Annotated in this window: 13 protein-coding genes; 11 read left to right on the top strand and 2 right to left on the bottom strand. The window is 55.6% G+C overall.

The annotated features are described in order from the left end of the window. Position 1: 1 nt before the first annotated feature. The 11 genes from SOJ49_RS11670 (at position 2) to SOJ49_RS11620 (ending at position 12249) form a co-directional block, all read left to right on the top strand. Positions 2 to 595 carry an NADPH-dependent FMN reductase gene (locus tag SOJ49_RS11670; RefSeq protein WP_369854684.1) on the top strand — a complete coding sequence of 198 codons (594 nt, stop codon included), beginning with the start codon at positions 2 to 4 and terminating at the stop codon, positions 593 to 595. Positions 596 to 852: 257 nt separating this feature from the next. Next, the gene (locus SOJ49_RS11665) at positions 853 to 1608 is read left to right on the top strand and encodes an SDR family NAD(P)-dependent oxidoreductase (protein WP_369854683.1); all 756 of its coding nucleotides are present in this window, start codon (positions 853 to 855) and stop codon (positions 1606 to 1608) included. A gap of 181 nt (positions 1609 to 1789) precedes the next feature. Beyond that, a complete protein-coding gene (locus SOJ49_RS11660) occupies positions 1790 to 2911 on the top strand; it encodes a WD40/YVTN/BNR-like repeat-containing protein (protein WP_369854682.1) in 1122 nt (373 codons plus the stop codon). A 1-nt stretch (position 2912) separates the two neighbouring features. Next, complete coding sequence (locus SOJ49_RS11655) at positions 2913 to 5351, top strand: RND family transporter (RefSeq protein WP_369854681.1); 2439 nt, start codon at positions 2913 to 2915, stop codon at positions 5349 to 5351. Between the two features lie 3 nt (positions 5352 to 5354). After that, positions 5355 to 5897, top strand: a complete 543-nt coding sequence (locus SOJ49_RS11650) for a carboxymuconolactone decarboxylase family protein (protein ID WP_369854680.1) — start codon at positions 5355 to 5357, stop codon at positions 5895 to 5897. Between the two features lie 138 nt (positions 5898 to 6035). Next, the gene (gene hisD / locus SOJ49_RS11645; protein WP_369854679.1) at positions 6036 to 7316 is read left to right on the top strand and encodes a histidinol dehydrogenase; all 1281 of its coding nucleotides are present in this window, start codon (positions 6036 to 6038) and stop codon (positions 7314 to 7316) included. Then, positions 7316 to 8119: an SDR family NAD(P)-dependent oxidoreductase gene (locus SOJ49_RS11640; RefSeq protein WP_369854678.1), complete on the top strand. Its 804-nt coding sequence runs from the start codon at positions 7316 to 7318 to the stop codon at positions 8117 to 8119. Before hisD ends, SOJ49_RS11640 begins: the two co-directional genes overlap by 1 nt. 162 nt (positions 8120 to 8281) lie before the next feature. After that, complete coding sequence (locus tag SOJ49_RS11635) at positions 8282 to 8737, top strand: VOC family protein (RefSeq protein WP_369854677.1); 456 nt, start codon at positions 8282 to 8284, stop codon at positions 8735 to 8737. A gap of 44 nt (positions 8738 to 8781) precedes the next feature. Further along, positions 8782 to 9807: a fumarylacetoacetate hydrolase family protein gene (locus tag SOJ49_RS11630; RefSeq protein WP_369854676.1), complete on the top strand. Its 1026-nt coding sequence runs from the start codon at positions 8782 to 8784 to the stop codon at positions 9805 to 9807. Next, positions 9804 to 10754: an NAD-dependent epimerase/dehydratase family protein gene (locus tag SOJ49_RS11625; RefSeq protein WP_369854675.1), complete on the top strand. Its 951-nt coding sequence runs from the start codon at positions 9804 to 9806 to the stop codon at positions 10752 to 10754. The genes SOJ49_RS11630 and SOJ49_RS11625 overlap by 4 nt, the downstream gene beginning before the upstream one ends. A gap of 439 nt (positions 10755 to 11193) precedes the next feature. Next, entirely contained in the window at positions 11194 to 12249 is a 1056-nt protein-coding gene (locus SOJ49_RS11620; RefSeq protein ID WP_369854674.1) for a fumarylacetoacetate hydrolase family protein, read from the top strand. A 93-nt stretch (positions 12250 to 12342) separates the two neighbouring features. On the opposite strand, the gene SOJ49_RS11615 is transcribed toward SOJ49_RS11620, so the two are convergent. Further along, a complete protein-coding gene (locus tag SOJ49_RS11615) occupies positions 12343 to 12879 on the bottom strand; it encodes a DnaJ domain-containing protein (protein ID WP_369854673.1) in 537 nt (178 codons plus the stop codon). 187 nt (positions 12880 to 13066) lie between these two features. Continuing rightward, on the bottom strand, positions 13067 to 14371 hold the full coding sequence (locus SOJ49_RS11610) for a TIGR03862 family flavoprotein (protein WP_369854672.1): 1305 nt from the start codon (positions 14369 to 14371) through the stop codon (positions 13067 to 13069). Between the last annotated feature and the right edge of the window lie 64 nt (positions 14372 to 14435).

Genomic DNA, 14435 nt, shown 5'->3' with positions numbered 1-14435 from the left:
CATGACTGACACGCTTCGTACTGCCATTGTTTCTGCGTCACATCGCCCGGGGTCACAAAGTGCCCGTATCGCGCACCTGCTTAAAGACCGTTTTTTGGCAGGTAATGCCGATATTATTGACCTTTATGACGATGCACTGCCGATGTGGGATGGTGCAACCGCCGCAACCGAGAATGTTCTCAAAGCACAAGCGACGGCTGCCAATGCCGATGCATTGGTGTTCGTGATGCCGGAATGGCACGGGATGGCTCCGGCTGGCATAAAAAACTTTTTGCTCTGGTGTGGCGCAGCCCAGCTGGCACACAAACCGGTATTGCTGGTGGGTGTGTCGGCTTCGGTCGGCGGTGCGTTTGTGATTGCCGAAATGCGCAGCAGCGGTTACAAAAATGCCCGTCTGGTGTATACGCCGGAGCACCTGATCCTGCGTGGTGTGGCCGATCTGTGGGAAGACGGCAAAGACGCTGATGCCAGTGAATACCTCAGTCAGCGTACCCGCTATGCGCTGGAGCAGTTATTGACCTACGCAGAAGTGTTGAAACCGGTACGTGGCAAATTGACTGAACCGCTGGGCGATTTCCCCAACGGTATGTCCTGAATATTGTGTCCCTGGCATGATGCCGCTTGCTGTTTTTGCTGTTCTGATCGCCACTATCTGGCCGTACTTCTGAGCGGCGGCCACTCCTTTCCCAAGCAATAGGTCTGCGAATGACAAGGCATCGGCAATATGGATGCCTTTTATTAGTACAAACGATTTTTTGGATGCTTCGGGGCGGTATATCGTGATTTTCAAGATATACAGCCCGTTCTTCGGTGAAACCACCGTAACGATAAGAACAATAAACGGAGCGTCTAATGAACAAACCCTATCCAAATACCCATGTTGGTCGTGTGGCGCTGATTACCGGTGCTGCTGGAGCCTTGGGGTCTCACTTTGCCCGTCGGCTGGCTGAATCCGGTTGTGATCTGGCCTTGACCGATCTGACCATGCCGCAAGCGACAATCGAGTCACTGGCTGATACCGGTGTGCGCGTATACGCCGATGCTGTCGATCTGGCCGATGCCGATGCCGTGGCCCGTTTTGCTGATAACGTGCTGGGTCATTTTGGCCAGTGCGACATTCTGGTTAACAACGCCGCCTATATGCCCCTGATTCCGTTTGATGCGCTGACGCTGGATGAATTCCGCCGCTTTGAAGCCATCAACGTTGAGTCGGCGCTGGTGTTTGCCCAGAAGCTGTCTCCTAAGATGAAAGAGCGCCAGTACGGTCGTATCGTCCAGATCGGCTCGTCCACCACGGGTGATCCACGTCCGGGTTTTGCCGGATATATCACTACCAAAATGGCCGGTATCGGCTTGGTGCGTGCTCTGGCTGCTGAGTTTGGTAACAGTGGCATCACCGTGAATGCTATCCATCCTGGCCTGACAGCGACCGAAAGCTCCCGCAAACACCTGCCTCCGGCGCTGTTCGATGCCGTGAAAGAGCTGCAGCTGATCAAGCGCACCGAAGTGCCAGAAGATCTGGTCGGTGTGCTGGCCTTTCTGACCTCCGAGGAGGCCGGTTTTATTACTGGGCAAGCTCTGAATGTGGACGGTGGCACCCAGTTCTAGGAACGCCTAATAACGAATTCCGTTCTGACACTCGACCGGGGTCTGTGTTGCTGTCAATTGATCGTTGACAGTGCTGCCGGCTCCCCATCTTTTTCGCCTTTTGATGGGGGCCGGATTTTTTCCGGATCAGTGACAGCGAATAGATCTGACAACAATAACAACAGCAACAACAGGACTGTCTATGTCGATTGCAACCTTGTTCAAGTCACCTCTGCTGTCTGGCGTTGGCCTGATGCTGGGGGCCGGGCTGGTGATTGCCAGCGTGGCCAGCCAGTCTCCGGTTGATGCTTTGCGTGAAGCGGATACCCGTCCGGCATTGGAAGCCGCACATGCTTCCCATGCCGCCATGTTGGCGGTGGCCCAGGCAGGTCAGCGTCTGGTGTCGGTGGGGGAGCATGGACTGATTCTGTTCTCCGAAGATCAAGGCCAGACTTGGCAGCAGGCCAAGGTGCCAGTGAGTGTGACCCTGACAGCGGTCTCTTTTGCCAATGCCCTGCAGGGTTGGGCGGCGGGTCACTATGGGTTGATTCTGCATACCGAGGATGGCGGGCAGAGCTGGACGGTACAAATGGACGGCCAGCGTGCCGCCAATCTGGTGCTGAAAGAAGCCGAAGTCCGAGCCGAAGGCACGGATGATCGTCAACTCAAACGGGCATTGTTCAGTGCCAAGCGTCTGGTCGCCGATGGACCGGACAAACCTTTCCTTGATATTCATTTTCGTAATGCCCGCGAAGGCCTGGCGGTGGGTGCTTATGGCCTGATTCTGGCGACCGTCGACGGTGGCAACCGCTGGATGCCATTAAATTACAACATGGCCAACTCTGGTGAACGTCACCTGTACAGCATTGCCGAGGCCAATGGCTACCTTTACATCGCGGGTGAAGAAGGTCTGCTGTTTCGTAGTCAGCCAGGTAATGACTGGCACTTTGATCGTCTGAAGACACCGTACGACGGCAGTTTTTTCACCCTGAGTGCCGCTGGCGAACAGTTGGTCGCTGCCGGGTTGAAGGGCAATGCGTTCCGTTCACTGGATGGCGGGGACAGCTGGCAAACTCTGGATCTGCCTTCTGATGCCTCTGTGGTTGACAGCATTCTGGGTGCCAACGGCGATCTTCTACTGGTGAATCAGGCCGGACAGTTACTGCAGGGCAATGTAGCTACTGCGGCTGTCCGGGTGTTGCCATCCCAGCCGGTGGCTGCGCCAACCGCTGTACTCCGCACTGGCCAAAACTCCCTGTTACTGAGCGGCCTTCGTGGTCTGGCTCAGGTCTTGGTTCCATCTGTTCAGGTATTGAGTAACTGACATGCATACTCCGGATAATAATCTCAACCTGGCCCCTGTTGGTCTGGATCAATTTGACAAGCAGTCGGGCAATGCGCTGGAGCGCCTGCTGTTTAATAACCGTTTGGCCATTATCGTTCTGTGTGTTGTGGTCACGGCTTTGCTGGGTTGGCAGGCGAGCCATTTGAGCCTGAACGCCAGCTATGAAAAAACCATTCCGACCTCGCATCCCTACATTGCCAATTTTCTGGAAAAACAGGACGACCTGAAAGGTCTGGGTAATTCGGTGCGTATTGCGGTGGCTAATACCAGCGGTTCCATTTACGACGCTGATTATATGGCAACGCTGCAGCAAATCAGTGACGAAGTGTTTCTGCTGCCGGGGGTTGACCGTACTGGCATGAAGTCGCTGTGGACACCTAACACCCGCTGGATTGGAGTTACCGAAGAAGGCCTGGAAGGCGGCCCGGTGATTCCTGATGGTTATAACGGCTCTGCTGCCAGTCTGGCGCAACTGGAAGCCAATATTGCCCGCTCAGGTGAAGTCGGGCAGCTGGTGGCACTGGACGCTACGGCGTCTGCGATTTATGTACCGTTGCTGGCGCAGTTGCCAGATGGCTCTACTCTGGATTACGAAGTCTTTTCCAAACAGTTGGAAGACATTCGCAGCCGTTACGAACACGGCAATATCCAGCTGCATATCACCGGCTTTGCCAAGATCATGGGTGACCTGATCGATGGTCTGTACGAAGTACTGACCTTTTTTCTGATCTCGATCGCGATCGTGACCAGTATTGTGTATCTGTACACCCGCTGTTTTGTATCGACCAAACTGGTGGTGACCAGCTCGCTGATCGCCGTGGTATGGCAGCTGGGGCTGATTTCTGCCCTGGGCTACAGCCTTGATCCGTACTCGATGCTGGTGCCATTTCTGGTGTTTGCTATTGGCATGAGCCATGGCGCCCAAAAAATGAACGGCATCATGCAGGACATTGGTCGTGGCGCTCACAAATACGTGGCGGCCCGCTACACTTTCCGGCGTCTGTTTATGGCAGGTCTGACCGCCTTGCTGGCAGATGCAGTGGGTTTTGCGGTATTGCTGGTGATCGACATCAAGGTGATTCAGGAACTGGCGATTGCCGCTTCTCTGGGGGTTGGTGTATTGATTTTCACCAACCTGATTCTGTTGCCGATCTTGCTGTCTTATACCGGCGTCAGTGCCAAGGCGGCCAAGCGCAGTCTGCGGGCAGAAGAGTCGGAAGAGAAATCCCGCTTGTGGGCGTTCCTGGATCTGTTTACCCGGCGTGGCCCTGCCATTGCCGGAATTGCCGTCATGACCGTGATCGGCGGATTGGGTTACTGGGGTTCTACCCATCTGAAAATTGGTGACCTGGATCCGGGCGCACCGGAGTTACGTCAGGATTCCCGTTACAACCAGGACGTTGCTTTTATGTCCGATCACTTTGGTGCCTCCAGCGATGTGTTTGCCATCATGGTGGAAACCGACGGACAAGCCGGTTGCGCCAACTATGAAGCCCTGCGTCGGGTGGATGCCCTGGAGTGGCAACTGCGCCAGTTACCGGGTGTGGTGACTACCAATTCCATGGCCTTGTTGAACCGTCAGGTACTGACCGGACTGAATGAGGGTAATCCGAAGTGGTTTGAGCTGATCAAGAACCAGTCGATGCTTAATTTTGTCACCGCTTCGGCACCCCGCGGCCTCTATAACGATGCCTGCAGTCTGCTGACCCTGTACGTCTATCTGGCCGATCACAAGGCCGACACCCTGACCCGTATCGTTGAGCACGTCGAAGGGTTTGCCGCTGTGAATAACACCGATCAGGTGCGTTTCAAGCTGGCGGCTGGCAGTGCCGGTATCGAAGCGGCCACCAATATCGTCGTCAAGGACGCCTGGCGAGACATGCTGTTTATGGTTTACGGCGCGGTGATTCTGTTGTGCTTTATCACTTTCCGCTCCTGGCGTGCCGTGGTGGTGGCGATCTTGCCGCTGGTATTGACCTCGCTGCTGGCGGAAGCCCTGATGGTGGCACTGGGGATGGGCGTGAAAGTGGCAACCCTGCCGGTGATTGCACTGGGTGTTGGCATCGGTGTCGACTACGCACTTTATATTCTCTCGGTCACGCTGACCCGCATGGAGCAGGGTGAAAGCCTCTCGGATGCTTACCAGCATGCATTGGCTTTCACTGGCAAGGTGGTACTGATGACGGGTATGACTTTGGCTGCCGGTGTTTCCACCTGGGTATTCTCGGTGATCAAGTTCCAGGCTGATATGGGCATCCTGCTGGCCTTTATGTTCCTCTGGAACATGGTCGGCGCCATGGTGCTGTTACCCGCGCTGGGACATTTTCTGTTGCGCAGCAAAACCAAAACCCAGAACCCGGGCAGTCAACCGCTGTCTGGCGACAAATCGCGTCCTGCCAACGTTACTGAGGGAGGCTAAGCCATGCCACGTATTCCTTATCACGCCGATGTGGATCTGGAGGGCACTGACCTGATCCAGACCATCCGCCAGAAACGCGGCGGCAAGCTGCTGCACATCGACCGTATGTTGATGCACAGCCAACCGCTGATTCAGGGTTGGGCGGCTTTTCTGGGCGCGGTGCGTAACGATCTTCAGCTCAATGCCAAGTACCGTGAGCTGGCCATCCTGGTGGTTTCGGCCCGGAACCAGACCGGCTACGAATTGCATCATCACCTTAAACCGTTTCTGGCTGCCGGTGGCACCCAGAGCCAGTACGACGCCATGACCAATCTGGAACAGGCGCGTGATAGCCGTGTGCTGTTTGACCCGACGGAACGGGCCGTGATCAACCTGGCAATGGAGCTCACCGACAGTCCCAATGCCACTGACGATTGCCTGCAAGCGGCACGTGTGGCGCTGGGCAGCGACCAGCAAGCCGTCGAGCTGGTGGCCTTGATCGGTGCCTACAACATGGTCAGCCGGGTGATCAATACGCTCGATATTCAGGTTGAGGACAACCGCTGAACAACACCGGGTTCGGTGCATAAACGCACCACGAATAGCAACATCGCGACGGACGTCCGGCGCGATAAAAAACCACTCGTCTGGCGTCTGGCATTCGGCGTCTGACGAAAAAACAACCATCGTTAGTGAGGAATACTCATGATTCAGTACATCAAAAAAGGCCAGTCAGCCGCCGACAAGGCTGATATGAACACCCAGGTGCGTGGCATCGTTGAAGGCATTCTGGCGGCAATCGAAACCCGTGGTGACGAGGCCGTTCGTGAGTACTCCGAAAAATTCGACAAATGGTCGCCAGAATCTTTCCGTCTGTCCGACGAACAGATCCAGGCGGCTGTGGCTGCCGTACCGGCCAACGTGATTGAAGACATCAAGTTTGCCCAGGCGCAGATCCGTCGTTTTGCCCAGATCCAGAAGAGCACCATGCACGACGTAGAAATCGAAACCTTGCCAGGCGTGGTGCTGGGTCACAAGAACATCCCGGTGAACTCCGTGGGTTGTTACATTCCCGGTGGTAAATACCCACTGATCGCCTCGGCACACATGTCGGTACTGACCGCCAAAGTTGCCGGTGTGAAACGTGTTATCGCCTGTGCGCCGCCGTTTAACGGTGCTCCTTGCCCAGAGATTGTTGCTGCCATGCATATGGCCGGTGCTGATGAAATCTACTGCTTCGGTGGTGTTCAGGCCGTTGCCGCAATGGCGATTGGTACCGAAACCATTCCTGCCGTCGATATGATTGTTGGCCCAGGTAACGCCTTTGTTGCTGAAGCCAAGCGTCAGCTGTTCGGTCGTGTCGGTATCGATCTGTTTGCTGGCCCGACCGAAACCATGGTGATCTGTGACGATACCGTCGATGCCGAACTGGTGGCGGTTGACCTGCTGGGCCAGGCTGAACACGGCCCGACATCCCCTGCATTCTGTGTCACGACCAGCAAGAAAATTGCTGAAGAACTGCCTGCCGCCATCGAGAAAGTGCTGGAGCGTCTGGAAACTCGCGACGTCGCTCGTGCTTCCTGGGAAAACTTCGGCGAAATCATCCTGTGTGATACCGAAGAGGAAATGCTGCAAGAATCCGAGCGTTTGTGTTCCGAGCACGTACAGGTAATGACCAAGGATCCAGACTGGTTCCTTGAACGCATGACCAACTACGGTGGTTTGTTCCTGGGCGACCGCACCAACGTCGCTTACGGCGACAAGGTGATTGGTACCAACCACACCCTGCCAACTCAGGGCGCTGGCCGTTACACCGGTGGTCTGTGGGTCGGCAAGTTCATCAAAACGCACACCTATCAGCGGGTATTGACGGATGAAGCCTCCGTGATGGTGGGTGAATATTGCTCACGTCTTTGTAATGCCGAGCACATGATGGGTCACAAGGAACAGGCAGACATTCGTGTTCGTCGCCTGGGCAAGCAGTAATGGCCACCGCCGAGCCTGTGATCAAGGCGCTTTATGGCACCGAAATGCAAGGTAAGGTCGCGGTTGTAACCGGTGGTAGTGGCGGCCTGGGTGCCGCCATTTGCCAGCGCCTGGCAGAAGCGGGCGCTTGTGTTGTGGTGGGCTATAACAGCTCACAACAACCGGCGGAAGAACTGGCGGAACAATTACCTGTGCTGCCAGCCCACACCCTGGATATTCCTCACTGTGCGCTGGCTGCACCGGTGACGGACTCCAGCGCCATGAAGGTGTTGGCTGAGCTGGTACGTGAGCGGTATGGCCGTTGTGATCTGCTGGTGAACTGTGCCGGTACCACCCGTTATTGCCCGCATGATGATCTCGATGGTCTGGATGATGAACTTATTGACCGGATTCTGGCGACCAATGTACGTGGCCCGTTTGCGGCGACTCGTGCTTTCAAAACCTTGCTGCAGGAAAGCGGTGCCGGCCTGGTGGTGAATATTTCTTCCATCGCGGCGGTAACAGCGATGGGCAGCAACGTCATCTACTGCGCTTCCAAGGCAGCGGTCGACAACATGACCAAATCGCTGGCGCGGGCATTAGCCCCCGGCATTCGCGTGGTGTCGGTGTCACCGGGGCTGGCGGATACGGATTTTGTCAAGCAAATGGATCAGAGCTGGCGCGATGAGCAGTGCGAACGCACTCCGCTCAAACGCCTGGCCGCGCCAGAAGAAGTGGCAGATGCCGTGATTGCAGCAGCCAGCTTTATGACCTTTACCACCGGTGTTGTATTGCCGGTGGATGGCGGACGACCGCTGAGTTGATGACTGATTGGCTGGACGTCTGAGGTCTGAGGTCTGAGGTCTGAGGTCTGAGGTCTGAGGTCTGAGGTCTGACGCGTTGCGGGATGGCTGAATCTTTTGCTTCAGACGTCCGACGTCCAGCGTCCGACTGGTAACGCGCAGACCCAAATTAACGAGGACACCATGACGACTACGAATACCAACATCCCCGAAATCAAACCCGACCATCTGGGTATCAGCGTGCCGGATATGGATGCCTCGCTGGCGTGGTATCAGCGGGTGCTGGGGTTTGAGCTGGAATTTCGGGTTTATCTCGACATTATTCCGGCGCATGTGGCGTTTATTCAGCGCGGTAACTTCCGTATCGAGCTGTTTCAGTTGGAGAACGCCCAACCGTTGCCAGATGAACGGCGGATGCCGAATACCGATTTGCAAACGCACGGCAACAAGCACATCTGTTTTGGTGTGCAGGATATGGACGAGATGCTGCAGCACCTGCAAGCGCAGGAAGCCGACATAGTGTTCACCAAGGTGATTCAGGGAACCCCCACCACCTTCCTGCGCGATAACAGCGGTAATCTGATCGAGATGATCCAGTTGCCGCATTTATGGAACCCGACTCCCAGCGTCGCAGGCTAATACCCGGCTGTGCCGCGCAATAAAGATAACATCTGGAGACACCTATGAAACTTGCCACCTTGAAAGATGGTAGCCGCGATGGCCGCCTGTTGCTGGTGAATCGGGAACTGACCCGAATGATTGAAGCGTCTGCTGCGCGCACCATGCAACAACTGATCGAAAACTGGGACGAACTGGCGCCTGAGCTGGAAGCCCAGAATCAGGAACTGAACAACCACGGCTGGGGTGGGGCAGAGGCCTTTCAACCTGTCCGTCTGATGGCACCGCTGCCGCGTTCTTACCAGTTTGTTGATGCGTCTTCCTTCCTGAATCACGGCAAAATCATGGAACAGGCTTACAACCTGGACGTTAAAAAAACACCGGGTATCCCGATTCTGGTGCAGCGTCAGGGTGACGACTTTATCAATGCCGTCGATGACTATGCTTTTACCACCGAAGACGACCAGTGTGACTTTGAAGGTGAAATCGCGGTTATTCTCAACGATGTCCCTGCGGGCGTGGGCAAGGACAATGCCGAATCCCACATCAAGCTGTTCACGTTGATCAACGACGTTTCCATGCGTGGCCACCTGTTTCGCGAATTACAAATGGGCTTCGGATTTATCAATGCCAAGCCTGCCACCACCTTTGCACCGGTAGCCTGTACTCTGGACGAACTGGGCGACAGCTACGCTAATGGCCGGGTCAATCTCGACTTGCACGTACAGCGTAATAACGAATGGTTTGGTAATCCTAACGGCCGTGAGATGGACTTCAGCTTTGCTGATCTGATCAGCCACTGGGCCTACAACCGTAACCTGCGGGCGGGCACTGTGCTGGGTACTGGTACTTTCTCCAACAAGGGTTTTCGTGAGGTTGGCTCCGCCTGTCTGGCAGAACGCCGGGCGATAGAAATGATCGATAATGGTCAATCGACCACGCCCTTTATCCAGTTTGATGAAAGCCTGCAATTCGAGATGTTTGCTAGCGATGGCAGCTCACTGTTTGGCAAGATCGACCAGACGTTTGTCAAAGGACACGATCATGCCAGCCGCAGCGACGTTGTAGCAGCGACGGAGCACAAGGTATGAAGGTAATGGTCACCGGCGGCAACGGTTTTGTTGGTCGCGTACTGGTCGAGCGATTGTTAGCGGACGGAACCGAAATCAACGGCGAGAAAATTACCGCCCTGACGGTTGCCGACATGAGCTGTGACGGCTTGCCGGACGATGCCCGCCTTACCTGTGTCGAGGGCAGTATTGCTGACCTGGGTGTACTGGAGCAAGCGGTGGCAGGGGAGCCAGAACTGGTCTTCCATCTGGCCAGCATTCCTGGTGGTGCTGCCGAGCGTCATTTTGAGCTGGGCCTGGATGTGAACCTGACCGCCACCGTGAATCTCTACGAAGCACTGCGCAAGTTCGAACAACCGGCTCGTATGGTGTTCACCAGCACGATTGCGGTGTATGGCTCACCCATGCCGGAGGTGATCAATGACGATACGCCATTGAAACCGCACATCAGCTACGGCTACCAGAAACTGGCGACCGAGATTTTGCTGCAAGACTACAGTCGTCGCGGATTTATTGACGGCCGGATTGTACGTCTCCCCGGAATAGTGGCGCGGCCACCGCAGCCATCCGGGCTGATGTCGGCGTATATGAGTGATATTTTCTGGAAATTGAAAGCCGGAGAACCCTTCACCTGCCCGGTCTCCGAGCAGGGCGTCTCCTGGTTTATGTCAGTACCTTGCTGTGTTGATAATCTGCTTCATGCTGCCAGTATTGCTGAAGCCGATATCAGGCCGCGTCGCGATTTTACTTTGCCGGTACTGCGACTGACGATGAAAGAACTGATTGCCGGTCTGGCCAAACGCTACGGTCAGGATCGCCTCGATCTGGTGACCTTTGCCCCCAACGCTGAGCTGGAAGCCGGATTTGCTACCCAGCCACCGCTGCAAGCCGAGGCTGCCCTGGCGATTGGTTATCAGCATGATGGGGATCTGGATACGCTGATTGATCGGGCTACACTGGCCGGATAAACACCACTGCTTGTCGTATCGCTGTGGCCAGTCTGACCCATTGCTGCAAGGCAATGTCAGGCTGGCCAGGTTGAAATACGGGTGCCAGCGCGTTAGAAATGGAATGGATCATCATTTCAGCACGCATACCGTCATGAACGCGCCTGTTGTTCCACTGCACAGCCGTTGCCACAGAGATATTTCAATCGCGGACAACGCAGTAATAACGCTGATTTTGGAAAAAAGAGTTGGCTGGAACGGCTACCACACCAGCATAAAAACGGCGTAAGCTTCGGCTCACACCAAAGTACCTGACTGATACACAAGGTTTTGCAGATAACTGGTGATAATAATTATTTCAGTGCCGGTTGGATAATACCCCGAAAACACCTGGCTCTGGCGAGACGTTTCTCCCGCTTGGAATACGGACGTTGATGACGGGACTGCACAGGTGATCGGTATGACAGCTTCAACCCCGCAAACCACCGCACGGCCAGAGCTGGCGTTTTACGGACTGGGTACGTTTTCCATTGCGGGCGCTCGCCCCTTTGCCGGGCTGGTAATGGCTGATCAGGTCATCGCCCTGGATGCACTGGCCGGTATGGCAGAATCACAGGGACTGCCATTGATCGGTAGTAGCGACCTGCTCGCACTGTTGCAACACTGGGCGGTTAACCTGGCGACCATAACGGTCATCGCCGAGCAGTTACGCGCATCCCATTGGCAACACCCTTTACTGAAAGTGCGTCCGGTACCTTTGGCGCTCTTGCAGATACACGCCCCGATAGAACAACCCCGACAATTCTTCTGCTCTGGTGCCAACTACCGCAAACACGTCATTGATCTGATCGTGGATCAGCATCGTGAAGACGCTGTGCAAAACATGAATGAAGCTGAACGGTTGGCATTTGCCACCGCTTTTATGGATCGGCGAGTGCTCGGCGAACCCTACCTGTTCAGCAAGGTCAATTCCTCCATTAGCGGCCCCTATGATCCGATTGTGATCACCGCAGATGTGGAACAACCGGACTGGGAGCTGGAACTGGCGGTGGTGATCGGCAAGCAGGCTTATCAACTTACCGAAGACAATGCGATGGACGCCGTGGCGGGGTATACCCTGGTGAACGACATCACCAACCGCGAACTGATACACCGGTCTGATCTCAAAGCCATTGGCACCGACTGGCTCATGGGGAAATCACTGCCAACCTACTCGCCGATGGGGCCATTTCTGGTACCGGCCAACCATATTGATAATCCCCATGATCTGCGTATGACACTGAGGCTTAACGGTGACGTTATGCAAAACGAAACCAGCGCTGACATGATCTTCAATATTCCCCGCTTGCTGGTATACCTCAGCAGGCGCATCCGTTTATATCCTGGTGATATTCTGATTACCGGCTCGCCGGCAGGGAATGGCTCTCACTATCATCGCTTCCTCAAACCCGGCGATGTGGTGGAAAGCACCATTGAGGGGTTGGGGTTTCAGCGTAATAGCTGCATTGCAGGCTGATTGCCCAGGCAAGGGGTAAACAAAAGGGGTAAACAAGGGCTCCGTATTCCAAGCATCATTTGCCAACGGAATTCAGACCCGTTGTCCCAGTTGTCAGGACGCCCGCAGTAGCAGCTCGTCACGGGCAGCGGTAATACGTACGAATTGCTCGGAACTGCCGCCAGCATCCGGGTGCATCTTTTGTGCAAGTTTGCGGTAGGCAGCCTTGATGTCTGCAGGCTTGAGTTTGCCATCACCGGGTAATTCAAGCGCCTGGCGGTGCAGGCTGTCGTCGACCGGTTGCTGCTGTGATACCTGGCCACCCCGACGTTGGTTGAATCGTGCCCGCTCTGAACTCAGACGTTCTTCTGCTTGGCGGCGTTTTTTCAGCCCTTCGCGGCGCAAAACCACCTGATCCTGTTGCCAGCGCTGACGGGATAACACCAGGCATTCTTCAAAAGCAATGCGTCCGGTCGTTTCCAGTTCATCAAGGTTGAAGGGGCCAACCATCTCAAAGGGTTCTTCCAGCCAGGCCAGGCGGCCGTCTGAACCGCTCTCGATGTCGCCGAGGGTGACCAGAGTCACCAGACCGTAAAAGCCATTCCAGATAACCCATTGTTGTTCTTCGTCAGACCACACGTTGTCCTGCATGCTTTATCTCCCGGACGATGACTGGGTGCCCTTGTTGTTCTGAAACGCACAGAGCTGCGTGTCTCAATTGCAGCGAATGCCACAGAAAGTGTGCCAGTGCACGGCGTTTGGGCGTTGTTCTGTAGTCTGAAGCAATTTGAATACCAACGGGGTCAACATGCCAACGAGTGGGTTCTGGTGACAGACTTCAGCTTATTGCTTGCGCTTCCAGCCACTCCACCAAGCCATTCCCGGCCCGCTTGCCGGTGGCAAAACACGCGGTGAGTAAATAGCCGCCGGTGGGGGCTTCCCAGTCGAGCATTTCTCCAGCAACAAACACGCCGGGCAGGGCGTTGAGCATCAGCTGGTCGTTGACGGCACTGGATTGCACGCCACCGGCGCTGCTGATGGCTTCGTTGATCGGGCGGGGTTGTAGCGGGTTAAGCGGCATGGCTTTGAGGGCGTTGGCAACTGCATGGGGGTCGCGGTTGTCCAGCTGTGGGCAGCATTCGCGCAGCAGGGTGCTGGTGATGGCAGGTAAGTTGAGTTTTTTACGCAGCAGGTTGGCAAATGACAGGCCTTTTTTACCTTGGCACAGTTTTTTTTCTGTGTCTTGCAAGGCAACGTGCGGCAGCCAATCGAGTGTGAGCAGCGGCTGGTGGTTGCTGGAGTTGCGCATCTGTGGGTTTTGTTGTTCGCGCAGTCGTTCTCTGAGAGGGGCGCTGAGAGCGTAGATCAGGCTGCCTTCGATGCCGTATTCACTGACGACAAATTCGCCGGTACGTTGCCACTGTTTACCGTCGATATCGGTCAGCGACAGCTGGATGTGTTTGATCGGCGTACCGGCAAATTTTTCCTTGAGGAAGTCACTCCAGGGGACGTCAAAACCGCAATTGCTGGGCTGCAATGGCGCAATATCAACCTGTTGCTGTTGCAGCCAGGTGGCCCAGCGGCCATCGGATCCGAGTCTGGCCCAGCTGGCGCCACCGAGTGCCAGTACCACGCCATCGAATGAGCGCTGCACTGTGCCATCCGGGGTGTCGAAACACCAGGTGTGCGGGTCGCTGCCACTTGGCCAGCCCTGCCATCGATGACGTGGGTGAAACACCACTCCTTGTGCCTTGAGACGGTGTAGCCAGGCTCGCAGTAACGGCGCGGCTTTCATATCGGTGGGGAAAACCCGGCCTGAGGTGCCGACAAAGGTGTCGATGCCGAGGCCATGTATCCAGTCGCGCAGCTGTTCTGGTGTGAGATCGTCCAGTATGGGTTTGAGCCAAGCGCAGGCATGGCCATAGCGTTCAACAAAGGTGCTGTAATCTTCCGAATGGGTAATGTTCATGCCGCCGATACCGGCCAGCAAAAATTTGCGGGCGACACTGGGCATGGCATCAAACACATCGACCCGGTAGCCCCGGCTGGCAAGCTGTTCTGCCGCCATCAGTCCTGCGGGGCCTGCGCCAATAATAGCGGCAGTCCGTTGGGGAGGAACAGCAGCAGCGGTCGGGGTGATCACAAGTAAGGCTCCGGTGGTTGGTATGGACAGAGTTGGGGTCTGGTGGCGGTTCAGACGCAGGTGT

The organism is Candidatus Thalassolituus haligoni (assembly GCF_041222825.1).
GTDB classification, from domain to species: domain Bacteria; phylum Pseudomonadota; class Gammaproteobacteria; order Pseudomonadales; family Oceanobacteraceae; genus Oceanobacter; species Oceanobacter antarcticus.
Note: the sequence above shows the minus strand (reverse complement) of the source record. Positions and strands in the feature narration are given on the sequence as shown.